The organism is Candidatus Neomarinimicrobiota bacterium, assembly GCA_022560655.1.
Taxonomy (GTDB): domain Bacteria; phylum Fidelibacterota; class Marinisomatia; order SCGC-AAA003-L08; family TS1B11; genus JADFSS01.
Map to the genome: position 1 here is coordinate 13,245 of JADFSS010000007.1, position 24,369 is coordinate 37,613.

The 24,369-nt window shown below is 61.1% G+C and carries 20 protein-coding genes; 5 read left to right on the forward strand and 15 right to left on the reverse strand.

Annotated elements, in window-relative coordinates; translation table 11 throughout:
• Nucleotides 1-44 precede the first annotated feature (44 nt).
• Complete coding sequence (locus IH971_02225; protein MCH7496649.1) at nucleotides 45-713, reverse strand: SOS response-associated peptidase; 669 nt, start codon at nucleotides 711-713, stop codon at nucleotides 45-47.
• 201 nt (nucleotides 714-914) lie between these two features.
• Here IH971_02225 and IH971_02230 point away from each other — a divergent pair, with 201 nt between their 5' ends.
• The gene (locus tag IH971_02230) at nucleotides 915-1,814 is read left to right on the forward strand and encodes a prohibitin family protein (protein ID MCH7496650.1); all 900 of its coding nucleotides are present in this window, start codon (nucleotides 915-917) and stop codon (nucleotides 1,812-1,814) included.
• Nucleotides 1,815-1,827: 13 nt separating this feature from the next.
• Nucleotides 1,828-2,109: a DUF503 domain-containing protein gene (locus tag IH971_02235; protein ID MCH7496651.1), complete on the forward strand. Its 282-nt coding sequence runs from the start codon at nucleotides 1,828-1,830 to the stop codon at nucleotides 2,107-2,109.
• 75 nt (nucleotides 2,110-2,184) lie between these two features.
• Here the strand turns inward: IH971_02235 and IH971_02240 are convergent, their stop codons facing one another.
• From IH971_02240 to IH971_02255, 4 genes are read right to left on the reverse strand one after another with little or no spacing between them, the layout of a single operon-like run.
• The gene (locus tag IH971_02240) at nucleotides 2,185-4,002 is read right to left on the reverse strand and encodes a M28 family peptidase (protein MCH7496652.1); all 1,818 of its coding nucleotides are present in this window, start codon (nucleotides 4,000-4,002) and stop codon (nucleotides 2,185-2,187) included.
• Entirely contained in the window at nucleotides 3,986-5,452 is a 1,467-nt protein-coding gene (locus tag IH971_02245; protein ID MCH7496653.1) for an aminotransferase class V-fold PLP-dependent enzyme, read from the reverse strand. Before IH971_02245 ends, IH971_02240 begins: the two co-directional genes overlap by 17 nt.
• A 39-nt stretch (nucleotides 5,453-5,491) precedes the next feature.
• The gene (locus IH971_02250; GenBank protein MCH7496654.1) at nucleotides 5,492-6,337 is read right to left on the reverse strand and encodes a glycerophosphodiester phosphodiesterase; all 846 of its coding nucleotides are present in this window, start codon (nucleotides 6,335-6,337) and stop codon (nucleotides 5,492-5,494) included.
• A 10-nt stretch (nucleotides 6,338-6,347) separates the two neighbouring features.
• On the reverse strand, nucleotides 6,348-8,774 hold the full coding sequence (locus tag IH971_02255) for a penicillin acylase family protein (protein ID MCH7496655.1): 2,427 nt from the start codon (nucleotides 8,772-8,774) through the stop codon (nucleotides 6,348-6,350).
• 247 nt (nucleotides 8,775-9,021) lie between these two features.
• Here IH971_02255 and IH971_02260 point away from each other — a divergent pair, with 247 nt between their 5' ends.
• Nucleotides 9,022-9,411 (forward strand): OsmC family protein, encoded by a 390-nt coding sequence (locus IH971_02260; GenBank protein MCH7496656.1) that lies wholly within the window; start codon nucleotides 9,022-9,024, stop codon nucleotides 9,409-9,411.
• A 58-nt stretch (nucleotides 9,412-9,469) separates the two neighbouring features.
• On the opposite strand, the gene IH971_02265 is transcribed toward IH971_02260, so the two are convergent.
• The 8 genes from IH971_02265 to IH971_02300 form a co-directional block, all read right to left on the reverse strand.
• Nucleotides 9,470-9,751 (reverse strand): hypothetical protein, encoded by a 282-nt coding sequence (locus IH971_02265; protein ID MCH7496657.1) that lies wholly within the window; start codon nucleotides 9,749-9,751, stop codon nucleotides 9,470-9,472.
• Between the two features lie 82 nt (nucleotides 9,752-9,833).
• Nucleotides 9,834-10,709 carry a universal stress protein gene (locus IH971_02270; GenBank protein MCH7496658.1) on the reverse strand — a complete coding sequence of 292 codons (876 nt, stop codon included), beginning with the start codon at nucleotides 10,707-10,709 and terminating at the stop codon, nucleotides 9,834-9,836.
• A 35-nt stretch (nucleotides 10,710-10,744) separates the two neighbouring features.
• On the reverse strand, nucleotides 10,745-12,139 hold the full coding sequence (locus tag IH971_02275) for a DASS family sodium-coupled anion symporter (protein ID MCH7496659.1): 1,395 nt from the start codon (nucleotides 12,137-12,139) through the stop codon (nucleotides 10,745-10,747).
• A 108-nt stretch (nucleotides 12,140-12,247) separates the two neighbouring features.
• On the reverse strand, nucleotides 12,248-14,518 hold the full coding sequence (locus IH971_02280; GenBank protein ID MCH7496660.1) for a PBP1A family penicillin-binding protein: 2,271 nt from the start codon (nucleotides 14,516-14,518) through the stop codon (nucleotides 12,248-12,250).
• Between the two features lie 67 nt (nucleotides 14,519-14,585).
• The gene (locus tag IH971_02285) at nucleotides 14,586-15,977 is read right to left on the reverse strand and encodes a class II fumarate hydratase (protein MCH7496661.1); all 1,392 of its coding nucleotides are present in this window, start codon (nucleotides 15,975-15,977) and stop codon (nucleotides 14,586-14,588) included.
• A 101-nt stretch (nucleotides 15,978-16,078) separates the two neighbouring features.
• Entirely contained in the window at nucleotides 16,079-16,609 is a 531-nt protein-coding gene (locus IH971_02290; protein ID MCH7496662.1) for a CBS domain-containing protein, read from the reverse strand.
• Nucleotides 16,610-16,640: 31 nt separating this feature from the next.
• Entirely contained in the window at nucleotides 16,641-17,666 is a 1,026-nt protein-coding gene (locus tag IH971_02295; GenBank protein ID MCH7496663.1) for a 2-oxoacid:ferredoxin oxidoreductase subunit beta, read from the reverse strand.
• The gene (locus IH971_02300) at nucleotides 17,659-19,530 is read right to left on the reverse strand and encodes a 2-oxoacid:acceptor oxidoreductase subunit alpha (GenBank protein ID MCH7496664.1); all 1,872 of its coding nucleotides are present in this window, start codon (nucleotides 19,528-19,530) and stop codon (nucleotides 17,659-17,661) included. The genes IH971_02295 and IH971_02300 overlap by 8 nt, the downstream gene beginning before the upstream one ends.
• Before the next feature lie 254 nt (nucleotides 19,531-19,784).
• Between IH971_02300 and selD the strand changes: the two genes are divergently transcribed.
• Nucleotides 19,785-20,804 (forward strand): selenide, water dikinase SelD, encoded by a 1,020-nt coding sequence (gene selD / locus IH971_02305; protein ID MCH7496665.1) that lies wholly within the window; start codon nucleotides 19,785-19,787, stop codon nucleotides 20,802-20,804.
• A gap of 289 nt (nucleotides 20,805-21,093) precedes the next feature.
• On the opposite strand, the gene IH971_02310 is transcribed toward selD, so the two are convergent.
• Nucleotides 21,094-22,371 (reverse strand): insulinase family protein, encoded by a 1,278-nt coding sequence (locus tag IH971_02310; protein MCH7496666.1) that lies wholly within the window; start codon nucleotides 22,369-22,371, stop codon nucleotides 21,094-21,096.
• A 29-nt stretch (nucleotides 22,372-22,400) separates the two neighbouring features.
• Nucleotides 22,401-23,750 carry an insulinase family protein gene (locus IH971_02315; GenBank protein ID MCH7496667.1) on the reverse strand — a complete coding sequence of 450 codons (1,350 nt, stop codon included), beginning with the start codon at nucleotides 23,748-23,750 and terminating at the stop codon, nucleotides 22,401-22,403.
• Between the two features lie 158 nt (nucleotides 23,751-23,908).
• Between IH971_02315 and IH971_02320 the strand changes: the two genes are divergently transcribed.
• Nucleotides 23,909-24,325: a hypothetical protein gene (locus IH971_02320; GenBank protein ID MCH7496668.1), complete on the forward strand. Its 417-nt coding sequence runs from the start codon at nucleotides 23,909-23,911 to the stop codon at nucleotides 24,323-24,325.
• The last annotated feature ends 44 nt before the right edge of the window (nucleotides 24,326-24,369 follow it).

A 24,369-nucleotide genomic window follows, 5' to 3' on the forward strand; every position in this document is an offset into this window, starting at 1 on the left:
GCAGATGCTCGCTCGATCCTCCCGGCCCGCCCGCTGGCGCCCCCCTACAGGATCGGGTCGATCACATCGAGTGAGTCGTGCTGCTCGTTCTCCACCTGCAGCCCCACCTTGTGGGCTTCCAGATCCTTACCGAGGTAGGGCCGGCAGAGGGGCAGCAGCGCGTCGGGCTCGCGAATACCGCTGTCGAGCCAGGTGGCCAGGGCTTCTCCAGCGAGGATCACCGGCATGCGCTGGTGAATGGGTGCCACCCGCTGGTTGGCCGGGGCGGTTACAATGGTGCAGCTCCGGATGGGGTCCTTTCGGGCGGGCGCCCACAGCTCCCACAGTGCGGCCAACGCGAAGGGTTCGCGGCTGGCGAGATAGATGTACCAGGGCTGGGCGCCGTCCGGCGATTCCTGCCACAGGAAGAAGCCGTCAGCCAGGACGGCACAGCGCCGCTGCTCCAGACGCTCCCGCATGGCGGCCAGCTCCAGCAGCGATTCCCGCCGCACCTGGTAAAGGCCCGCACCTACGGCGGCGTGATGCGCATTGGCGGGAATCAGCCCCCACGTGCGGTGGGCCAGACGCACGGATCCCTGACGTTCCACCAGGACAGCGACCTCCTGTCCCGGCGCGATGTTGTAGTGCTTGCCAAGGTCCGGAGCCGGCCCGGCCAGCCCCATCCGCTGCCGTAGCGCGTCCACTGGTGTGAACAGAGAGAGCCGTAGCGACACGCCGGTCAGTGCTGCAGATTGCTCATGGGGTAAATGATAGTTCCGATTCCGCTGCAATGCAAGGGAAGGTGTTTCAGGGATCGACAACCCTCTCCGTTAGAATACGAAGAAATATGCGCCAATCATCCCGTCCCGTGGTAGCTTCCGAGCCCGTCACCGGGTGGATTTACACAGCAATGATTACTTAAGGAGACTTCGAAGATGCAGTTCGTATTTTTTCTGGCCGTTGGGATCGTCGTGATTTTCCTGTCCTTCCAGCTGCGGCGGCGCTACGAGCTGGCCCAGCAGCTCAAGGCGATGGGCCTGAGCCCCGGCCTGCTCCAGATCATCGGGCTGGTAGCGCTGGGGGCGGCCGCGTTCCAGACCATCTCCATCATCGACGCCGGTACGGTGGGGGTGGTGAAGGTCTTCGGCGAGGTGAAGGAGCAGCCGCTCACCGAAGGGATCAACATCCGCAACCCCTTCGCCGAAATCATCAAGATGAGCGTGCGGACCCAGGAGCGCCGCGAGGAGTTGCGGGTTCCATCAAAAGAGGGGCTCACCATCGGGCTGGAGGCCAGCGTGATCTACCACCTGGACGGCGCCATGGCTCCGGAGGTCTACCGCACCATCGGCCGCGAGCAGGACTATGTGCGCAAGATCCTGCTGCCCAACTTCCGCTCCGTTGTCCGGGGCATCACCTCACAGTTTGAGGCCAAGGCCCTCTACACCTCCATGCGCGAGCAGGTGGCCAACGATATCGCGGTGCTGCTCAACAAGGTCACCTCGGTCCGAGGCATCATCATTGAGTCTACCCCCCTGCGGCAGGTGGTGCTGCCCGGCGATCTGAGCGCTGCCATCGAGGAAAAGCTCAAGGCCGAGCAGGAGAGCCAGCGCATGGAGTTCGTCCTGAACAAGGAGAAGAAGGAGGCCGACCGCAAGCGCATCGAGGCCCAGGGTATCCGCGACTTCAACAAGACCGTTGCCCAGGGCATCAGCGACAACTTCCTGCGCTGGAAGGGCATCGAGGCCACCATGAGCCTAGCCGGCTCGAACAACGCCAAGGTCGTGGTCATCGGCTCCGGCAAGGACGGCCTGCCCATCATTCTCGGGGGGCAGTAGCCGACTAGCAGCCATGCATATCGCCCTTCTGCGCGCCGTGTTGTCCATCCCTGAGGCCCGCTCGCTGAAGGACAAGCGCCGGGTGCTCAAGTCCCTGAAGGATCGCACCCTCAAGCGTATGAACGTCTCCGTGGCCGAGGTGGGCCAACAGGACATGTGGAACCGGGCCGAGCTGGCCTTCATCACTGTGGCGGCGGAGAAGTCCGTGACGGAAAAGCGCCTGGCGGCCATCCTGAAACTCTTGGAGTCCGGCGGTGACTGGCTATTGATGGAGGTGAAAACGGAGCGACTATAGTTGCAAGTTGCGGAGTACAGGGTTGCGGCTTAGGGGTATCGAAATAACGCGAAACTGGTAACGGGAAATCGCCGCCTAGTCCCTGCGCCGCTCCGGCACCACCTCAAGTTCCAACTCCCTGCCGTCCCGCTTGACCACCACTGGCAGCGCCACCCCCACCTTGGCCTCCTGAAGGGCGTACATGTAGTCGTACAGGCTCAGCACCTCGGTCGTGCCCATTCGTACGATCACGTCTCCGGCCAGCAACCCACCCCGGTCGGCTGGGCTGCTACCCCGGGTTCCCGACAAGCGCATGCCCTCGCCGGTGTAGGTGTAGTCCGGAAGGGTGCCTACAGCCACGGCAAATCCGCCCCGGGTGGGCCCGTTGCTGGCCACCTTGGTAAAGGCAGGCGCCTCGGCTCGGGTGGCCAGCTCCCCAATAACCCTTGACACCAGCCGCCCAATGAGGGCCATCCCGTTCACGTTCAGGTACTCCACGTCATCGCTGGGGCGGTGGTACTGACCGTGCTGGCCGGTAAAGAAAAAGAGCACCGGCTTGTCCTTGAGGTAGTACGACTGGTGGTCGCTGGAGCCGAAGCCGTCATCATCGTACACCAGTTTCAGCCTGTCGCTGTTGAGCCTGGGCAGCAGTTCTTTCCAGAGCGGCGAGCTCCCGGCTCCCCCCAGCACCAGCATGCGATCGGTCAGCCGGCCCACCATGTCCAAGTTCACCATCGCCACAATGCTGTCCATGGGCACCGGCGAATTGCGGGTCACGTGGGCCGACCCCAGCAGGCCTAGCTCCTCCGCGCCGAAGGCCTGAAACATCACCGAGCGACGGTGCTCCCCGGCGGGGGGATTGGCAGCCAGGTAGCGGGCCACCTCCAGCATGGTAGCCACACCCGAGGCGTTGTCATCGGCGCCGTTGTGGATGGCCGCACTGTCAGGAAGGAAGGAGCCGGAACCATGGCCGCCCCAGCCCAGATGATCGTAGTGCGCCCCCATGATGACCCACTGACCCCGCAAGTTGCCCGCTCCCGGCAGAGTTGCCAGCACGTTCCGGGAGGTCTCCTCCACCGGCACCACCACGCTCCGCAAGGTCACCTCGACCCCCCGCACGGCGTGGCTCAGCGGTACGCGACTGGCATTTATCTCCTGCTGGAGCTCGTCAATGCTGAGGTGCTCCCCCGCCAGCATTCGGTCAGCCGCTGCGCGGGTTAGGTTGACTACCGGCAGGCCAGCGTCTCCGGCGCGGTCATACCGCATCCCCAGAAGGCCATCCTCTTCATCGTCCGCTGCGCCGGTTACCAGCAGCACAGCAAGAGCGCCGCGCTCCCGCGCTGCAAGCGCCTTCTTGCGCAGCGGCATGTGAGCGCTGAAGGGGCCGTGGGGATTGGTACCATCGGGGGAGTAGCGCAGCAGCAGTACAACTTTGTCCGCCACATCCAACTCGGCGTAGTCGTCATAGGTGAGGTCACTCTTGCCGACGCCGTAGCCGGCGAAAACCAGCGGCCCGGTAATCTCCTGCGAGGCAGAAAACCCCAGCGGTTGGAAGTCCACGGCTGGTTTTAGCGCAAACCCGTCGCTGCCATAACGGCTCCAGCCCAGTGCATTGCCGGCGCCCATCTCCACTTTGGATCCAAAGGTAAACGGCTGGAAGTAGTCGGGCACCGCCGGCAGCAAGCCGTAACGCGCGTACTCCTGCCGGATGTACTCGGCCGCGGCCAGCTCATGGGGCGAACCTGCCCGCCGGCCGTACAGACTGTCAGCGGCCAGCACCTGAACGTGCGTCAGCAGGGGCACAGCCGAGGCAGGCTCACGGGGTAGCGCTGCCGCTGGTGATGCTGGCTCGGGCCCCTTGGCGCAGCCCCCCAGCAGCGCCGTCAGCAGCAAAGCATTAAGCCAGCGCATCACGTTGCACCCCAGTGAGTCGATTGCCTTCCCTAATGACCGCCGACACCAGCACGTCCAGATCTTCGAGGCGGGTGCGATGGTTGGTAATGGCCACGCGGATGGCGAAGCGGCCGGCCAGCTGCGTGCTGGAAGGGACGGCGGTCCCACTCTTGTGCAGGTGCACCAGAATCTGGTGATTGATTTCGTTGCGGGTTGCCTCGTCCTGCCCATCCGCCGCAAACCGGAAGCAAACAATATTCAGGGGTGCCGGCGCCAGCAGCTCCAACTCCGGCTTGTCCCGCACCAGCCCGGCGAGATAGCGGGCTTGCGCTACATTCTGCTCGATGAGCCGCGCGTACTTGTCGATGCCGTGCTCCTTGATGCCCATCCAGACCTTGAGCGCCCGGAAACCCCGGGAGAGCTGCACCCCGTAATCGGCCATCCAGGGACTGTCGGCCACGGTGCCCTCGGCCTTGGTGAGGTACGCCGGGGTCAGCGCAAAGGCGCCCCGATGGTGGGCCTCCTCCCGCACCAGAATGCAGCCGACTTCGTAGGGCATATACATCCACTTGTGCAGGTCAAAGGCCACCGAATCGGCTCGCTCCATCCCCTTCACTGCAGGGCGCAGCTCCGGTGACAGTGCCGCCAGCGCGCCGAACGCGCCGTCAATATGCAGCCATAGGTTCTCGCGCTCACATATGTCAGCCAGGGCATCCAGCGGGTCGCTGGCGCCTGTGTTCACGGTACCGGCATTGCCGATGACGCAAAAGGGGTGGCGGCCGGCAGCCCGGTCCTCGGCGATGGCCATTTCCAGCGCAGCGGGATCGAGGCGGAAGTCGCTATCAGCGGGGAGCTGGCGCAGAGATTGTGAGCCCAGGCCTAGCAGCTCCACGGCTTTCTGCACCGAGCTGTGCGTTTCGTCGGAGCAGTAGGCTGTCATCATCCGGGGTGCGGCGGCCACCCCGGACCGGCGAATGTCCACCTCGGCCTTCACATTGCGCGCCACGGTCAGGCCCACAAGGTTCGCCATGGATCCGCCACTCAGCAGCAGGCCGCTGGCCCCGTTGGGATAGCCCAACATTTCTTTGCACCACCGCAGTACCTGCGCCTCCACCAGGGTGGCAGCCTGGTGAAAGCCGCCGGTGTTGGGATTCATGCCCGCCGCGAGCATTTCCGCCAGCATGCCCATCGGGGTGCCGGTGCCATTTACCCAGCCCCAGTGCCGGGGATGGATGTTACCGAAGGGATAGGGCAGCACCAAGTCCAGAAAATCGCTGTAGGCCTGCTCGGCGCCCTGCCCATCGCGGGGCATTGGCTGGTCCAGCCGCACCTGCACGTCAGCCGGCACGGGCTGCCACACGGGACGCTCTCGCACCGTCTCCAGGTAGGCCAGCATGTCGTCCACCATCCGGCGGCCCAGCGTCTGGAGGCTGGACCACTCCCGGGGGTCGAGGGTCTCTTCGTCAGGCATGCTGCATGCTCTGAAATCGGGCGGGGGTTCGCTGCAGGATCAGCTCCCGTTCACCTCATGGACCAGGGGCGGGAAGTCGGTAAAAATCCCGTCCACTCCCAGCTCCCTCAGGTGCCGGATCATGGGGCGGTTGTTTACCGTCCAAACATTAATTTTCATCCCCCTCCTATGGGCCCAGGTCACCACTTCCGGGGTCACCATGTGGGCACCGGGATGCAGGCAGTCAGGGTGCACCAGGTTAACGAACGTAGGTCGGCGCAGATACCAGGGCACGTCCAGGTTCCACCAAATGTACCCGATGGTAACCTCAGGCTCCAGGAGGCGCACCTTGACCAGCGAATAGGGGTTAAAGCTCGATATGATGGTGCGTTTCACCTGGCGATAGCGCCGCACAAGACTCACCACATGCTCCTCAAGTCCCGGGACACGCCAGCGACGGGTCTTCAGCTCCAGATTCACGAGCAGGTTCTCGGGTATCAGCTCCAGCACTTCCTCGAGACGGGGGATTTTTGTGGCCATGAACTTTCCGGCCCAGCGGTGAGATGCATTCAGCGCCGCAATCTCGTCGTATGACCGCTCCCAGAAGTAGCCCACCCCCTCGGTTCCGCTCTCCAGGTCGTAGTCGTGGGTGACGATGAGCACACCATCGGCGGTCTCCATCACATCCAACTCCACACCGTCCACACCGGCATCGATGGCCGCCTGAAAGGCCGGCAAGGTGTTCTCCGGCGCCTCCGACGGCACTCCCCGGTGGGCCAGGCAGAGCAGCCGCCCCTCCGGGTAAAAGTCCACCGGCTCCACCCGCCAGACCAGCAAGTAGCGGACGGCGACCGCCAGGGTGCCGACGGCAAGGGTCAGCAGAACCAGCTGAACAGGCGACAGCATCAGTGGGATCTCATGGCAGCAGGATCAGCGTGCCAGCGGCGTGCCGCTCCACTGCTCCACGGCTGAAGGCTGCGTCCCGGTACCGGCCGCTCATGAACAGCTCCGCCTGGTCGTCGTAGTGCCGGCTGAAGGGGTTGCCGCTCTGCCCGCTGGGCAGCACTACGCGCGAGCGGTCCAGGTCCCCCAAATCCATAATGAGGCGGAATGCCGGTCCGGCAGTCGCCTTAAAGGGACGCCCCAGGCTAAAAGACGAAGGGTTGACAGTGGAGGCCGCGCCGGGTGCAGGGAACGGTCCCACGTTCAGGCCCAACCACCGGTCGAGCCACTTGCCCACTGACCCCGCCTTCGCCAGATCATGGGTATGGCTCAGGGTGTGCAACCGACCCCAGCGCCAGCTGGCTACCCCGCCCCCCAGCTCGTCGGACAGCCGCTCCACGGCGGATACCAGTGCCCTGCGAATGATGTCGTCCCGGCCCTCTACTGCCGGGGTTCCTATGTCGTCAAACCAGGGGGAGTCGCCCTTCTTCAGAAGGTAGCTGATGCTGCGATAGGGCAGCAAGGCGCCCAGGTTTAGATAGTCGTTGTATGTCCGGTCCCCAATCCGGTCCATCTCGTCGCGGTAGACAGCAGCCACCAGTTCCACGAACCAGGCGTTGAAAATGGCCGTTGGCACCGAGGACGTGGACATGGAGTAGTCCCACCGGCGCAGGTGCGCCAGCGCATCCCTCACAGCGACCGGAACGGCCTCGCCGCCGCCTTCATTGAACGCGGCCAGCAGGAACGGCACCGTCTCCCGGGCATGTGCCGAGACCTGATCATACTGGATGGCCATCACGGAGCCAATGCTGTGCAGTTCATCGGCCGCCAGCAGCTCGGTAATACGCTCGATGCGCGCCGTCGGCGCCCAGTAGGCGCTGATGTAATGGGGATAGGGCGCGCCGACGGTCTTGTTGTTGGCGGTGGCGATGTACCCCTCCGGCGGGTTGTAGCGAAACGGCAGTGCTTCGAAGGGCAGGTAGCCCTGCCAGTCCCACTCGCCCGTGGAGCCGGGCATCAGCAATTTGCCAGCTCCGGCGACCCGCCTGGGGAGCCGCACGAACGGCCGCCAGCCGATGTTGCCCTCACGGTCGGCATAGATCTTGTTCTGGCCGGGCAGGGCAAACAGCCTGGCCGCGGCGCTAAAGTCGTCCCAGTTGCGCGCCAGGTTCAGCCGGACATAGGCGCTGATTTCGTCGCTTACGTCCTGGCCCGTCCAGCGCATGGCAATGGGTCGCTCCCCGTTGCCCACCAGGCCGTGCTGTTCATTGATGATCACCCCGTGCACCGATTCGCGCACGGTGAATGTCACTGATTCACCGTCACGCACCTGAATGGTCTCCTGCCGCTCCTGGAAGGGCAACCAGCGGCCTTTGTAGCGGTAGCGCGAGGGGTCGTCCGGGTGGGGCTCCTCCTCATAGAAGTCGGCGTCGTCGGCCATCAGGTTGGTGGTGCCCCAGGCAATATGTTCGTTATGGCCCAGGATCACTACGGGTACCCCGGCGAAGCACAGACCCATTACATTGAAGCGTCCCCCTACCAAATGCATCTCGTACATCTTGGCCGGCTGGGTAAATCCCAGGTGGATGTCATTGGCCAGAATGGGCTGTCCGGTTTCGGTGCGGCTGCCTGCCAGCACCCAGTTGTTGCTGCCGCTGAAGCCTGTCCCGGCGCCCAGAATGCTGGTCACCGCCTGGCGCCCGGACAATAGCGGCTCAAGCTGGCTCGCGAACGACATGACCCCCGGCGGCACGACAAACGGTTTGTCGTTGGGGTAGGCCGGAAATACGTCCCGGACCAGCTCTTCACCCAGCGCATCCACCAATTGGCCGATGAGCAGCTCCAGATACCACGACTGGTGCAGTTCGTGGGCCATTAGCCGGGTAAAGCCTGCCACAACCGCTGGGTCCCACTCCAGCGGCTCGTGGCCTACCAGCTGGAACTCCAGCGGCAGCCGGTCCCGGTGCGTGCGGATGAAGTCGTTGATGCCCTGGCAAGACCACATCAAAAGCTGCCTGGTTTCCGGGTCCATGGCAGCGGCGATACGCCGGCCGATGCGGTGGAAGCCCCACATGCGCAGGTAGCGATCGGCCGCAACCAGACTGGCGTCCATTTCTGCCAGCCGTCCCTGGACCGCTCGGTTGAACATGTCCATCTGAAACAGGCGCTCGGCAGCCATGAGATAGCCGCCGGCGTAGAAGAGGTCGTGCTCGTTTTCGGCATAAACGTGGGGCACGGCATAGTCGTCAAAAATTACTTCCACCGGTGCCTTCAGGGCCGATAGCGTGAGGCGCCCCTCTGTGGGCAGAGCTGGCACGCGGAAGTAAATATTAGGAAAGAAGACGATGAGCAGCACGATCAGCACAAATGCGGCTACCAACCATTTAAGGAAAATCCCCATCGTATACTCCGCAAATTTGTGCGCTGAAATCGGCATTCCGCCGCTCTGTCCAAAGATCGCTGGTACCCCTGGAAATGCAAGGGAAGTTAGGCGTCTCTCATGAGAGTGCGCAAGGTGCAGCAGTGCCGCAGGAAAACAGGCTGTTGGCGCACTTTCGCGCCCTACGGCGGGGTATTAGCTTTGTCACTCTGGACCGGTGGGGTACCGGCGGGAAGATACGAAATTTCTTAACCAGGGAGGCTCCCCTATGACGGAGGTTCAAGTCAGACGCCTGGAGGGCGGCACATTTGTGGGCATCGGACCCAGCAACCACTGGGTGGTGATGGACACCGCCGAGGATGAGGCGGGACACAACGGCGGCCCCAGGCCTATGGAGCTGGTGCTCATGGCCCTGGGCAGCTGCTCCGGTATCGATGTTGAGCTCATGTTGCGCAAAATGCGGGTCCCTCTCCAAGACTTCCGCATCGAAATCTCTGGCAAACGGGCCGAGGAACATCCCAGGGTCTATACCAGCATCAAGGTGGCCTACCACTTCTGGGGCCACCGACTGCCCAAGCCAAAACTGGAGCGGGCCGTGGCCATCTCACAGGGACCTACTGCTCCGTCACTAACATGCTCAACAAGGTGGTGGATATGACCACTGAGGTCGTGGCTCATGAGGTGGCGCCCTCCAAGTAGCCACCGGGCGGTCCGCATTAATCCTCAGCGATGTCCTCCAGCATGAGCTCAACGCCCCCGACCCGCTGTGCGGCCCAGTTGTAGACCCAGGCGAATAGAGCGGCGGAGACGTACCCGCTGATGGGAAATATGACCAGGATCACGATGGCAATACCCAACGATGCGCCCAGACCCGCGCCTTTTGCCCCCAACGAGATCAAGGTAAAACCGGCCGCGTACAAGACACCGAGCCACAGAAAGGTCAGCGCCAGCACCTTGCCGGTCTGGTGGGGTGTGATGCGCGCGATTCTCTTCAACATCGGTCACCTCCTGCGCTGTGGCACTCAACCAAATATCGCTTCGCTAGTAGGGCCTCCCAAAGTCAACCCCGGATTGTGCCCGCTACTTCACCAGGATCACCGGACCGTGCGCCTTGAGCACCGTCTCAGCCGGTTTGGTGCTCACCAGCCACGCCTTCAGCGGATTCATCTTGGATTTCCCCATGATGATAATATGATCGCTACCTGCCGTTTCAGCGATCACCGCGGGCGGATCACCCGTTATTAAGAGCTGCTCGTGGGGAATACTCTGGCGCTTGAGATAGCGCTGGGCCCACCGGGAGGCTCCCCGGTAGCCCTCCCCAAACCGCTCGTTCTTACTCACCGTAAGTAGGTCTACACGGGTCTTGAAATGCTTGGCCACGGTAGCGGCAAATACGACCGCCCGCTTGGTGGCGCGCGAGTCGTCCACGCACAGCAGGATCTTGTAGTTCCAACCAGGGTCGAAATTCTTCACGAACATGATGCTGGTGTCCACAAACTGCACCAGCTGACGTGTCAGGCGCTTTCGGCTGCCCCCGCCCACGATGGTGAGAATATAGTCGCGATATTCAGTCTCCAGCTTCAGCTGGTCCACCGGGTCGCCCTCGCGGAAGATCAGCCGGATCTTTTCGCCGTGCACGCTCGGCACAATCACCCGGATGCGGTCGGCATCCTCTACCAGATTGGTGGGGTCAAAGCTGACCACCGACGGATCGATGAAGTTCCGCTCCTGCAGGCGGCGATAGGCCCACCGCAGTACCTCCACCCCGGGATGAGGAATATCCCAGTTCATCAGGGCATCACCGGCCAGCCGCACGCTTCCTGAAAGCAGCTCCTTGGGCTTGTCCCCTGCGTAGACCACTGACAGGTCAGCGGAAAAGGCGTCGGCGATGGTGCTGCCAATGTCCAGCGTAGGCTGGGAATAGGTGCTGCTGCGGACCGCTACCAGGAACCGCACGGCAGAGTCTCGTTATGCGAGGGATGCATCGGGTATCATAGAATATGGGGCCAATAAAACAGCAGTGCCAGCATTAAAACGGTGAACGAGGCCAGTCCCAAGCGCCAGCCCGCCCTCATGAAGTCACGCGGTCGCAGCAGACCGGTGGAAGCGATGATCATCCCTGCCGGGGCGCCAACGGCGGTAAAATAGCCGAAGGCCGAGGACACCGCGGTGGCCATGCCGAGCAGTAGCGGGTCACCACTGAAATTCATGAACACGGGCCCCAACACCGCCACCGTGGCGCTGGAACTCATGATATTGGCCAGCGTGGCGGTAATCCCGATCACCAGCCCATATTGCACCGGGGCATACTGATCCAGCACACCCCCCGTTGCAGAGAGCAGGTGCTGGGCCATCCACATGGCAGCACCGGTGTTCTTCAGCTGCACCCCGAGCGAGATGGCCGCTGCAAATAGCAACACCACCCCCCAGTTCGTGCGCTGATTGATCTCCTGCCACTGCACCAACCCGGTGGCAAGGTAGAGAAACACTCCCGCCAGCGCCACCACCCCCAGGCCGATGCGGTCGCTTAGGAATATCCACGCCAGAAAAATGATCACGAAGATGACGATGGTGAGGATCTGCTGCCCCGTAAGGGGTCCCGCCTCCCGCACTTTGGCTTTCAGCTTCTCAACGGCGCCGTCCAGCCGGTCATGCTCCGGCTTGAAGGTCCGCGACAACAGCCACCCCGCCACCGGTATCTGCACCAGGAGCAGCGGGTAGGTGAACATCATCCAGCGGAGGTAGGACATCTTCGCCACGCCGAATTCCGCGAGGTAGTTGATCATGATGGCATTGCGCGCCCCGCCCGATGGGGTACCAATGGAGCCGATAATGCTGCCATACGCCAAGGAAAACAGCAGCAATCGTGTCAGGCCCGGCACCTCGTTGGGATCATCGGACGTGTTGCGGATTAGGATCAGGACTACGGGCAGCAGCATCGCTGCCACGGTGTGCTCACCTATGAATGAGGTGAGCAATACCGCGATGATGAAAATACCCCACATGATGGCCCGAACACTGGAGCCGGTCACGGAGAGGATGGCCAGGATCAGGCGGGCGTCCAGCCCTTGGCGCACGATGGCCACCGCCAGCATCAGCGAGCCCATGATGAAAAACACCGCGTCGCTCATGTACGACTGCGCCACCTCCGTGGGATCGGCGATGGCGAAGCTCACTTGCAACACGGCGATGAGCAGAGCAATGGCCGGCAGCGGTACGGCCTCGCTGATGATAAGGATGATGACCACCAGCGTGAGGATCAACGTGCGGTAGCCGTCGTTGGATATGCCCGCCGGGTAGGGCAGCCGATACAACACCGATCCTAGGACAATGGCAAACAGCAGCCACCGTTTCTGGTATGTCCAGTATAATACTGCTCTCAGCATCGCTGATCAGTGATGGGGCGGCATCTCGGGCACCGGCACAAACTTAGCACTGATGACCGGCCCAGGCTGCAACTGGTTTGTGCAGCGGCGCCGGTGGTGGCCAGCACCTCAGTTCAGAAATATATCGTCAGAGGGGTCATACGGCCGGGTGTTCACGCCGGTATGAATCTGGCACGCGTCGGGGGGTGTGGTGCCCTCAAGAAAAATCTCCTTCTCCCGGGGGCAATATTTGGTGGGGCGGTCTTTGGTAGCCCGGCAAATCTCCATCACCACCACCCCATCGGGCATGGACCAGTCGGTTACCTTCATGTCAAATACCTGGTAAATTTCCTTCATGATGCCCGCCCAGATAGGCAGCGCCACCACGTTGCCGTAGCGCTTCTTCCCCAGGCTCACCCGCGGGTCGTCCACCCCCACCCACACACCGGCGGAAAGTCGCGGGGTGAAGCCGATGAACCAGGCGTCGGTCCAATTATCTGTGGTGCCGGTTTTCCCGGCGGTAGGGTGATAAAAATTGTACTTCCACCGCAAGCTCCCCCCAGTTCCGCCATCTATGACCCCTCTCATCAGATCAAGCAGAATATAGGCCTTGTCGGCATCGATCACTTCCTTGTGTTCAGGTATGAATTCCCGTATGGTCTTGCCCCGCCGGTCCACCACCCGGGTGATGGCCGTGGGTTCCACCCATACGCCGCCGTTGGCGATGGCCGCATAGGCCGCCGTGATGTCGATGGGCAGTACCTCGCTGGTACCCAGGGATATGGCTCGCACCGCCCGTAGGGGCGTACTGATTTCAAAGCGCTTGGCCATGGTCACCACCTGAAGCGGCGTCACTAGTTCCTGGATGATGCGCGCGGATACAATATTCAGCGAGCGCTGCAGCCCCTGCCGTAGGGTTACCAGTCCGCTGGAGGAGCGGTCATCGTTCTGCGGATTCCAGACGCTGGTATCGATCTGCGCGTCGCCCGTGCTGGCCAGCGACTGGTTCAGTAGTTGCAGCGAGACCGGGTAGCCCTTGTCGATGGCCGTCATATAGAGCAGCGGCTTAAAGGTGGATCCGGGCTGGCGCCTCGCCTGTGTGGCCCGGTTGAAGAAATCGGGGTAGTCCATGCGGCCCCCCACCATGGCCAGGATATGGCCGGTATCATTTTCCAGCAAGATCACAGCACCCTGAACCAAGAGCCGGTCCTTCAGGCGATCATCAATCGGAATCTCGCCACGCACCATGGCCTTCACCGTATCAAGAGGAAAAATGGTGGTGTCTACGATGGCCGAAATAAGCGAATCGGACCCCAGAAAGTTCTTGTTCAGCACCGCTTGGTTGACTTGAATCTCCTCCATAAACACGCGCTCGGTAATCTCCTGCATGCGCGAATCCAGGGTCGTATGGATGTCCAGCCCGTCCCGATACAAGTTGATGCCTAGCCGTTCGTCTTCGATTTCCATTTTTTTCCGCACGTTCTCGGTGAAATAGGGCGCGAATCCCACGGCAGAGCCAGTAGGTCCCATCTCTATAGGCTTGTAGCGCAGCCGCTCATACTCTTCCGGCTCAATGAACCCGTTTTCAACCATAGCATTCAGTACGATGTTCCTGCGCCAGAAATTCCGGGCGGGATGGTTGATGGGACTATAGCTGGCCGGCGATGGCAGAACCCCCACCAACATGGCGATCTGCTCTAAACTCAATTCGCGGGCGTCCACCCTGAAATACTTCCGCGCCGCCGCCTGAATTCCGTAGGTCCCATGCCCGAAATGGATGGAGTTCAGGTACATCTCCAGGATCTCCTGCTTGGTGTAGGTACGCTCGATCTGGATGGCAGTGATCACCTCCTTGAGCTTGCGGGTAATGGTCTTGCGAAAACCGATGGTGTCATACAGGTTGCGGGCTAGTTGCTGGGTAAGGGAGCTGAATCCTTCCTGGTAACTCATGTTGGCCACGTTCACTACCAGCGCCCGCGCAAAGTCCCGGGTGCTCATGCCCCAGTGATCGTAAAAGCGTTTATCCTCCATGGCCAACAGGGCATACTGCAGGTCCAGCGGCATCTCATCTCGGCTGATCAGCACCCGCTGCTCGGTGAACAGCTCGGTGATTACCTTTCCGTCCCGGGAGATAATTTTGGTGGCCACCGCCGGACTGAAGTCCTGCAACTGCCGGAGGGAGGGCAGTCCGCTGGATAAGACCGCCATGTATAGCGTCCCCCCGGTCATCGCTAATGCCAGCGTCACAAAAGCGTTGCGGAAGGCCCGCCGCCAGCCGGAACCCAGCCAGTGGGGCAGGGAAACCCGCGGCCCGCCGTTCCTGCTGCCCGATTGCAGCTCGCCAACCGCAAGATCGGATTCCAGGGTCTGGACCGGTTCGCTGGTGGAGGAAATGCGCATGGTGAATTACCTGTCGAAAGCTACGCGCGTAGCCCCATAATGTTCAACGCTGTTCCGACACGGGGGCCTAACCCGAGGGCTCGGTCATGCTCATCGGATCCAGCAAGCGGCTGAGCTCCTCCTCGGAGAGTATCTCCTTGGCCAGCGCCACCTGACGTACTGTCTGCCCAGTGGCATATGCCTCCTTGGCGATGGCGGCGGCGGCATCGTAGCCGATGACCGGCGCCAGCGACGTGCTCATGGCCAGGCTCCCCTCAATGGTGTCGGCACACCGCTGCTCATCGGCTTCCAGCCCCTCCACCAGCCGCTCACGGAACATGTTCACCGCACCTGCCAGGAATTCGATGCTCTCCAGCAGGTTGCGGGCCACCAGGGGCATCATCAGGTTGAGCTCGAAAACCCCACCCAGACCCCCCTGTGTCACGGCTGCGTCGTTACCGATGACTTGCGCACAGGTCTGGATAAGGGACTCGCAGATGACAGGATTGACCTTGCCGGGCATGATGCTGGAGCCGGGCTGTACAGCCGGCAAGCGCAGCTCGCCCAGGCCCGCCCGGGGACCGGACCCCAGCCAGCGGATGTCATTTGCAATCTTGCTCAAGCTCACCGCCACCGATTTCAGCGCCCCGGACACCTCCACGGCGCTGTCCACGGTAGCCTGGGCCTCAAAGTGGTTGGGCGCCTCCGCGAATTTCAGCCCCGTAAGCCTGGAGAGCTCCTTAGCCATGCGCCCGCCGAACTCCACGTGGGTGTTCAGGCCAGTGCCCACCGCGGTGCCGCCAATGGCCAGACGGCTCAGCGACTCCCGTGCATGGTTCAGGCGTTCAATGCCGTTCGCTACCTGGGCTGCGTAGCCGGAAAACTCCTGCCCGAGACGGATGGGGGTTGCATCCTGTAAATGGGTGCGGCCGATCTTCAGGATGCCATCAAAGTCCCGGGCCTTCTTGTCCAGGGCCTGCTGCAGGGACTCCAGGGCTGGAAGCAATTCGTTGGCCAGGGCCAGCGCCGCCGCCACGTGGATCGCCGAGGGGATGACGTCATTGCTGGACTGTCCTTTGTTCACATGGTCGTTGGGATGCACCGGCTTTCGGGTCCCGATTTGCCCCCCCATGAGCTCGCTGGCGCGATTGCCGATGACCTCGTTGGCATTCATGTTGCTGGAAGTACCTGATCCGGTTTGGTATACATCGATGGGGAACTGGTCGTCCAGCTTGCCGTCGGCCACTTCCCGGGCTGCCTCCTGGATTGCCGCGGCACGCTCCTTGTCCAGCAAGCCCAGATCCAGGTTCACCTTGGCGGCGGCCTGCTTGATCATGCCCAGTGCCCACACCAGCCTGGCGGGAATGGGGCGACCACTGACGGTGAAGTTCTCTACAGCCCGCTGGGTCTGAGCGCCAAAATAAGCCGTGTCGGGGACCCGCATTTCGCCCATTGAATCGCGTTCAACTCGAGTTTCCATGATGGTCGATCCTTCCGAGGGGGTCTTTGGGCCAGGGAAAGGGAACTCTCACGCGGATCGAGCCTGCCCTCGACCTGCCTGCGCTTGGCTGTGGGTGGGTGTCAGCCGCCTTCCCGATGATCAATTCGGCGCACCGGACGCGGCGGTAAATTCAGGATTTCCTTCTGATAGTAGGCCGCCAAATGGTTGACGATATCCCTGATTGAGACGAACGCCGCCGGCTTGTGGTTGGCGTCCACCACGGGGATGTGGCGGTAGCCCTGCTCAAACATGCGGTTGAGAGCAAAGGCGATAGGGTCCTCCGGCCGGAGAGTATCGGGGTCGCCGGTCATATGCTCGCCCACGGTGGTTTTCCCGTGATCAAAGCCCTTGCCCACCACCCGGCGAATGACGTCCCGCTCGGTGAAGATGCCCACCAGGCGACCGCCTTCCTCGATCAACAGGCAGCCCACGTTGTTCTTGTCCATCAATTGGATCGCCTCCCGCAGCGTGGTGGAGGGCTTGACCACCGTCAGCGGCTGAAGCGACAGGGTACTGATTGAATCATCTAGATGTACGGCCTCCACCAGTGTAGGGGCTTCTACCTCACGTTCATCCATCTGTTGAAATTCATCGTCCAATTCTTCGTACATCCCTCGACTCCCCGTCTTTGCTTTGTCGATACTAATTGACTTCCCATGTGTGCCCGCCGTTGATAATCGTCTCCAGGTCCCCCGGCCCGAACTTCTCGATTGCCTTTTCAATCTGTTGGTGCACCAGGTCTTCGTAGGTACTTTTTTCAACCTGGTAGATGACCCCCAGCGGCACCGGAAACTCGGTTTTGTAGGTCATTTCGCTGAGTATCAGGGCGATGATGCGGTCGGACTCGTCGTGTACCAGCACTTCGTCAACAGAGTGCTTGCCACCTTCCAGGTCCAGCACCACCGGCCGGTGCCCGTCCAGTCCGATCCCCTTGGTGCGGCCCCGGCCAAACAACATGGGCTGTCCGTTCTCCAGCAGCAGCTGGTGGTCCTCCTTGGTGCTCTTTTCGGTGATATCCTTGAAGGCATCGTCGTTGAAAATCAGGCAGTTTTGGTAGATTTCCAGAAATGAAGTGCCGTGGTGCGCGTAGGAAGCCTTAATCATCTGCTGCATGTGCTTGCTCTCCACGTCTGCGGAGCGGGCAACGAACGTGGCGGCAGCCCCCAGCGCCAGGACAGGCGGATTAAACGGCCAGTCCAGCGAGCCCATGGGCGTGCTTTTGGTGATCTTGCCTGTCTCCGAAGTAGGAGAATACTGCCCCTTGGTGAGGCCGTAAATGCGATTGTTAAACAGCATCAGGTTGATGTCCAGATTCCGACGCAGGAGATGAATCAGGTGATTGCCACCGATACTTAGGCCGTCCCCGTCACCGGTTACCACCCAGACGCTCAGGTCGGGATTGGCCAATTTCAGCCCCGTGGCTACCGCCGTTGCCCGCCCATGAATGGTGTGAAATCCGTAGGTGTTCATGTAGTAAGGAAACCGGCTGGAGCACCCGATGCCCGAGACAAACACGAACTCTTCCCGCTTGCGGCCCAGCTCGGGAAAAGTCTTCTGCGTCTGGGCCAGAATTGAATAATCACCGCATCCGGGGCACCAGCGCACCGTCTGATCGGAAGTAAAATCCTTGCGGGTTAATGCCTGCGGTTCCGCGGCTGCCTCAGCCATGCTTGGACTCCTTAATTATCTCCAGAATTTTGGCTTCAATTTCGTCGGACGTAAATGGCTTGCCCTGCACTTTGGATAGCGGAATGGCGTCGATAAGAAACTCCCCGCGGATGATACGGACCAGCTGACCCAAGTTCAGCTCCGGTACCAGCACCTGGCGGAACTTGAGCAACACCTCGCCGAGGTTGGTGGGGAAGGGATTCAGGTAGTTCAGGTGCAGGTGGGAGACCGGCAAACCTCGGTCACGCAGCCGGTCCACCGTCGTGCGAATGGCTCCGAATGTAGAGCCCCAGGCCAGTACCAGCAACTCGCCATGCTCGTCGCCGTAAGGTACCGCAGCGGGGATAGTATCGGCAACCACTTCAACCTTTTTCTGCCGGCGCATCACCATCAGTTCATGATTTTCGGCGTCGTAGCTTACGTTCCCCGTCACCGTGTCCTTCTCAAGGCCGCCAATGCGATGTTCCAGCCCCGGTGTCCCCGGCAGTGCCCACGGTCGCGCCATAGCTTTAACATCGGCAAACTTGAAGGGGTGGAAGTCATCATCAGCGCCTTTCACCTGGTGATGGTTTATCTTGGGCAGGTCGTTGAGATCCGGCAGCCGCCATGGCTCGGAGCCGTTGCCCAGGTAACTGTCCGATAGCAGGATCACCGGTATCATGTGCTCCAAGGCGATACGGCAGGCTTCAAATGCCATGTTAAAGCAGTCCGCCGGACTGGAAGCTGCCAACACCACCAGTGGGGCCTCGCTGTTGCGGCCATACATAGCCTGGAGCAGGTCAGCCTGCTCCGTCTTGGTGGGCAAGCCGGTGCTGGGGCCGGCGCGCTGCACATTGACGATAACCAGCGGCAGCTCGGTTGAGATGGCCAAGGCCATGGCCTCGCTTTTGAGAGCGATCCCCGGTCCGCTGGTGCCGGTGACAGTTAGCGCACCTCCGAACGACGCCCCAATGACTGAGGCGATGGCGGCAATCTCGTCCTCGGCCTGAAACGTTATGACCCCGAACTGCTTGTAGCTGGCCAGCAGGTGCAGGATTTCGCTGGCCGGCGTGATGGGGTAGCCCGAGTAGTACAGCCTCAGGCCGCTGAGATGGGCCCCCGCTAACAGGCCCAGAGCCAGGGCGTTGTTGCCCATAATGTTGCGATAAGTGCCCGGCGGAAGACTGGCTTTGGGCACGTGGTAACTGGTGGATATGAGGCGGGTCGTGAGGCCGAAATTGTAGCCCGCTTGCAAGGCTCTCTTGTTGGCCTGAACTACCTCGGGCCGCTTCTTGAATTTGGTTTCGATAAATTTGATGGTAGTCTCAAGGGGCCGGTCGTACATCCAGTAGAGCAGACCCAGAGCGAACATATTGGTGGACCGGGCCATCACCTTGGGGCTAAGCCCCAGGTCCTCCAGGGCATTCGCCACCAGTCGCGTCATGTCGACGCTGATGACGGTATACTCCTTGAGTGAGTCGTCCTCCAGGGGGTTACTCTCCCACACCGCCAGCTCCAGGTTGCGCTTGGTGAAAGTGGCGTTGTTGGCGATGAGGATGCCGTTGGAGCGCAGATCGGCCAGATTGGCTTGCAGTGCAGCGGGGTTCATCACCACGAGCACATCGGGCCGGTCGCCAGGCGTCTGGATTTCCTTGCTGCTGAACTGGATCTGGAAGGAGCTCACCCCCGCCAGCGAACCGGCGGGAGCCCGTATCTCGGCTGGAAAATCGGGCAGCGTCGCCAAGTCATTCCCGAGGATGCCGGTGGTTTCGGTGAACTGGCTGCCGGTGAGCTGCATACCATCACCCGAGTCTCCGGCAAAGCGGATGGTCACCGACTCAACTTCTTCCACCGCTTTCTTAGGGCGTTTCTCCGTCTCACTCATGTTCCAGGCCTTGTTAAAAATTTACTACTGGTGACATTTTCATCCAGACCCTGAACTGCGGAGAGCCAAGGCCGACGTAAAAGTTACCGCTGCAAATAGACGGGCGGTACGATTTTTGGGTCGGCCACCCGTCCTACGGCACCGCACTCCTTTGCCTCACTACCGGCCCGTAGCTAAATTCATCCGCTATGCACAAGCGACTTACCCAGCTAAGCCACGGCGCCGGCTGAGCCTGTAAGCTAGGTCCTGATGACCTGGCCCAGGTTCTGGGTCAACTGCCCCGGCTCCCCGCCGACGACCACATTCTCATCAGCTACGACAACGCTGACGACGCCGCAGCGGTGCGCCTCGATCCCGCCACAAGTGCTGATGGCAGCCGTATTCTCCTGCAAAGCACCGATTTTTTCACCCCCATCGTGGACGATCCATATCAGTTCGGGCAGATCGCAGCTGCCAACGCTATCTCCGATATTTATGCCATGGGGGGCAAGCCGCTCTTTGCCCTCAATATCGTCGGTTTCCCCGTCAAGCAACTGCCCCTGGACATGCTGGTCCAAATCCTCAAGGGTGGGCAGGACAAAGCCCACGAGGCCGGTATTCATATTCTCGGCGGCCACACCATTGACGACGAGGAGCCCAAATACGGCCTGGTGGTCACTGGCGAAGTGGCCGAGAAAGACCTGCTGCGCAACAACACTGGCCGGGTGGGTGACCAATTGGTACTCACCAAGCCGCTGGGCACCGGCATTATCGCTACCGCCATCAAGCATGGCGCGGCTCCTGACGATGTGGTGGCGCGCGCCGTGGCTACCATGACCGCTCTGAACCGCGTGGCGGCCGAGGTGGCCCACGATGTGGGCGTCAGCGCCCTCACGGATGTCACCGGCTTCGGGCTCCTGGGACACCTGCTGGAGATGTGTACAGTCTCTCGCAGTGATGGAACCGCGCATGGCCTACAGGCCACCATCGACCTGGCTGCTCTCCCCATATTGCCTGGCACGCGTGGCCTGGCTGAAGAGGGCCACGTCCCCGGCGGCACGAGGCGCAACCTCGACCACGTGAAGAAGGTGCTGGCCCATGAGGGGCCGATCTCGGAGATCGACGAAATCATCGCCGCCGACGCGCAGACCTCAGGGGGCCTGCTCATGGCGGTCAGCCCGGACAAAGCGGACCAACTTGTGGCCGGCCTCAACAAGCGCCAGACCTTGGCTGCCGCCGTGGTGGGCGCATTCACCGGGGAAGGTGAGCCACATCTGACGCTACGCGCTGGTTGAAGCAACCCGTAGCTAATTCCTCCGCCGGTTCCGGCAAGTTGGACGAGACCCGCAAGCTAAGCGATATCTAGCTGGCACACTGCCGCCACCACATGGTCCTCCCCGAAGTGGGTCTGGAGGGCCAGGTCCGTCTTGGTGTAACCATCGACGACACAGTTCTAGCCCGGCCCCGGCCGAAAGCCAACTGGTGCCCCGCCGTGCCGCCGAGGGCAAGTTCTGATGATCAGGATGCAGGCGCTTTTTGCCCTATGAAGCGGCCGCAAAACAGGCCACGGCTGAGTCGTGCGGCCTAGCGGCTGGTGAAGAGCTGCCGGTTGATGGCCCGCCGGCTGCCCACCACCCCGAAGTGCACGTTGCGCATGTATTTGCGCAGCACCATCTGGATATCTTTCGGGCGCACGGCATTCAATTCCGGGAGAAACTGCTCCCCCTTCTCCCAGCCCTCGCCCACAATTTCCCACATGGCCAACTGGCCCATCTGGTCCGCGGACGATTCATTGTCCAGCAGATAGCGGGTCACTGACGATGTCAGGGCAGCCTGCAGCTGCTCATCGGGTACTGGGTCGAGGATCACACCGTCAATGGTCCGAAATATGGCCCGTAGCGAGCGGTTCGGCTCGGTCGAGGTCAGAAATATGTAACCGTGATTGGCAATCAGGCGGCCAGCGCCAGCGCTGGCCTCAGTTGTGAGACCATGGTCGGTGCGCAGCGTGCCGCTCAGCCGGTCGCTGAGGATACGGGTGGCGGCGGTGAAGGCCGGATAGTCGGGGTGCCCGGGTCGGGGCGCATCGAAGAGCCCCAGGATGTAGTGCGCGCTCAGGTTCCGCTCCGCCACAGCCAGATCGGGCGAACCCGACAAAAAGTTAAGTGTTGGCAGGCGTAGATCCGGGCCAGGAGCCAGCTGCCTCGCCAGATCGCGCGCTTTTTTCGTCACACTGGGGATGCCCAGGTCACCCACGATTACCAGCAACAACCGGTTCTTGGTGATGTCGCTGCGGTGGTATTGTACCAGGTCCTTCCGTGACAGACTTGTTACGGCCGAGGCGATACCAAAAAGGCTGACGCCATAGGGGTGTCCCTCGTAATAGAGATCGCTGGCTACCCGTTTAACCTGCCGCCCGGGCAGTTCGTCCTCCGCCTCGATGGCAGCCACAATGCGCTCACGCACCAATTCCAGCTCCTCGTTGGCGAAGCGTGGGTGCAGGAAAATATCGGTGAACAGCTCCCATGACGCCTCAAAATTGTCGCGGATGCACCGGAAAGTGAGGGTCGTGTAGTCATAGGTTGCGGCAGTATTGAATTTCGTGCCTAACGCCTCCAGCTGGGCATTCAGATCGTCCTTGCTCAACGACTCGGTGCCGCCTCGGGCGACCTCAAACAGAAAGCGCTCGATGCCTGCCTGCCTGGGACCCATGTAATTCATGCCACCCTTCAGATAGAGCCCCGCGGCAGCCACCGGGTTGCCTGGCGTCTGCTTGTAAATGACCTGCAAGCCGTCGACAATAAATGCGGTGATCTGCACCTCCGATGCCGGTGAGCAGGCAACCGTTGCCAGCAGCAAACCCATGAGCGGCCTTCGGCAAACGGGGCCAAACCTCACGGCAACAGGCTGCCCGGCGCCAGGTTGAGCTCCTGCTGGGACTGGCGGTCCACCATCACCGCTGTGACCCTGGGCTGGCCGATGATGTAACGGTTCACGTAATTCACAATGTCAGCACGGCTCACCGCCCTCAGGTTGTCCAGATATCCGCGGTAGTAGTCCAGCCCGGCTATGGCCCACCAGAAGCCCAGTTCATGGACGAAGTAGGAGGCCTCATCGCGCTTATAAATGGCGTCTACCTCCAAGAGGGTTTTGGCATTGGCCAACTGCTTGTCGCTGAAATATTCCGGCTCCGCAAAGCTTTCAATTTCCGCCAGCAGCGCCTCATGGGCGGCGCGCAATTTATCGGGACGGCACGCTGCGTTGATAAGAATGGGTCCCACATATTTCTGTGTCAAGTAAAACATATCCGCCTCTAGAACGCCCGCCGCAATGAGGTTCTTCTGAAATGACGAGGTTTTCTGCGACAGAATCAACGACAGGACATCCGCGGCAAAGGTGCCCTTCACATCGGCGGTTACACTGGGGCCCTGCCAGGCCAGAGTAAGCCGGGCGGTGGTCACCGGTTGGGTCACGATGGTGTCCACATTGGCGGCCAGGGGTATCATGGGTGGAATGGGGTTGGTCCTGGACGGATCAGGCCCATCCTCCCATCCACCGAACTGCTTTCGTGCCAGGCGAAATACATCCTTGGGCGACACGTCTCCCGCCACTAATAGGGCGGCGTTGTTGGGTAGCCCGTAGCGTTCATGCATCAGCAACATCTGCTCCAGCGTGGCTTCCCGGATCACCTGGCGATCACCTTGGTAGTCTTTGCGGCTGAAGGTGGAACCCCACAGCTTTTGCTGCACGGCGCGGTTAAGCTGTGCGCCGGGATTGGCGGCCTGCCTGTCCATCTGCTCCAGGATCAGTTCCTTTTCACGGGCCATCTCATCGATGTTGAACATTGGAAATTCCACCACCTGCTGCATGAACTCCAGGCCCGCACCCAGGGAATCGCTGGGCAGAGTGGCATGAAAATGGACCCACTCCTCTCGGGTCGACGCCCCCGTGATCATGCCCAGCTCTCTGACTCTCGCGAGGTAGGATGCTTGGGTAGATAGTATCTTGTTGGCTTTGAAGAACAGGTTGTCATACAAGTTAGTCAGTCCGTTCTCTTCCGGTGATTCAATGAAGGCGCCGTTGCGGAACAAGATTTCGATGGTCACCAGAGGCACTGTGTGGTTTTCGACCACAATTACTTCGAGTCCGTTGCCAAGAATTTTGGATGGATACGGACCCTCAGCCGGCAGAACGGCGGGAATGATCACGAGGATGATTAACGTGAAACCGCACAGAGCTTTCATAAAGCCCCCTTATTGCATGCAGGCAAGTTTACATACATTCTTGCAAGTTTACGGCGCTTTTCCCCTATTCACCGGCCTCCGACCCGCTAGACCTTGAATTTGGGGGAGGGGTGTTCTAAGTTCAACTCATCAGGAGGGACTGGAGCAGCGGGAAGCGCATGAAATTTTCAGGAGGATTTATCACTGGCGGTCTGGTGCTTGTCACCTTGGCCGTCTCCTGCGAACGCCTGCCCAGCGGTTATGTCTCCGCCGGTTCGGTGGTTGTTGAGGTTAGTCTTGCGCCCGGGCTGGCAAAACACTGGGTATCGGTGGAAGTCAATGGCGAGACCCGGTTCCAGAGCTATTTGCCCGCTACCAACGGGCGAGTCGGGCCACCGGCCAGCTTCTCTCTTGACCTGCCCAGAGGCACGCATTATCTGCTGGTCCGGTGGGTGCCCACCGATGGCGATCTCCCGGCACGCATAGCCAATAATGACATAGCGTTAAGCTCCAGCATGGCCTATGACCTCGGGCTGGTGATTGCCGCCTCTTCCCTGCAGATCGCGGTTCGCGAACGCCGCTCCGCGGATGGCTAGCCCTGTCACCTGCTCCGGTAAGGCGACCCTGAACCTTTTCGCTG

What these genes read in the sequence shown, in the direction of transcription:
- IH971_02235 (MCH7496651.1), top strand. Translation starts at nt 1,828, where the DNA reads ATGCATATCGCCCTTCTGCGCGCCGTGTTGTCCATCCCTGAGGCCCGC.
- IH971_02255 (MCH7496655.1), bottom strand. Translation starts at nt 8,774, where the DNA reads ATGGGGATTTTCCTTAAATGGTTGGTAGCCGCATTTGTGCTGATCGTG.
- IH971_02280 (MCH7496660.1), bottom strand. Translation starts at nt 14,518, where the DNA reads ATGCGCATTTCCTCCACCAGCGAACCGGTCCAGACCCTGGAATCCGAT.
- IH971_02230 (MCH7496650.1), top strand. Translation starts at nt 915, where the DNA reads ATGCAGTTCGTATTTTTTCTGGCCGTTGGGATCGTCGTGATTTTCCTG.
- IH971_02310 (MCH7496666.1), bottom strand. Translation starts at nt 22,371, where the DNA reads ATGGGTTTGCTGCTGGCAACGGTTGCCTGCTCACCGGCATCGGAGGTG.
- IH971_02315 (MCH7496667.1), bottom strand. Translation starts at nt 23,750, where the DNA reads ATGAAAGCTCTGTGCGGTTTCACGTTAATCATCCTCGTGATCATTCCC.
- IH971_02250 (MCH7496654.1), bottom strand. Translation starts at nt 6,337, where the DNA reads ATGCTGTCGCCTGTTCAGCTGGTTCTGCTGACCCTTGCCGTCGGCACC.
- IH971_02295 (MCH7496663.1), bottom strand. Translation starts at nt 17,666, where the DNA reads ATGGCTGAGGCAGCCGCGGAACCGCAGGCATTAACCCGCAAGGATTTT.
- IH971_02285 (MCH7496661.1), bottom strand. Translation starts at nt 15,977, where the DNA reads ATGGAAACTCGAGTTGAACGCGATTCAATGGGCGAAATGCGGGTCCCC.
- IH971_02245 (MCH7496653.1), bottom strand. Translation starts at nt 5,452, where the DNA reads ATGCCTGACGAAGAGACCCTCGACCCCCGGGAGTGGTCCAGCCTCCAG.
- IH971_02290 (MCH7496662.1), bottom strand. Translation starts at nt 16,609, where the DNA reads ATGTACGAAGAATTGGACGATGAATTTCAACAGATGGATGAACGTGAG.
- IH971_02260 (MCH7496656.1), top strand. Translation starts at nt 9,022, where the DNA reads ATGACGGAGGTTCAAGTCAGACGCCTGGAGGGCGGCACATTTGTGGGC.
- IH971_02275 (MCH7496659.1), bottom strand. Translation starts at nt 12,139, where the DNA reads ATGCTGAGAGCAGTATTATACTGGACATACCAGAAACGGTGGCTGCTG.
- IH971_02300 (MCH7496664.1), bottom strand. Translation starts at nt 19,530, where the DNA reads ATGAGTGAGACGGAGAAACGCCCTAAGAAAGCGGTGGAAGAAGTTGAG.
- IH971_02265 (MCH7496657.1), bottom strand. Translation starts at nt 9,751, where the DNA reads ATGTTGAAGAGAATCGCGCGCATCACACCCCACCAGACCGGCAAGGTG.
- IH971_02320 (MCH7496668.1), top strand. Translation starts at nt 23,909, where the DNA reads ATGAAATTTTCAGGAGGATTTATCACTGGCGGTCTGGTGCTTGTCACC.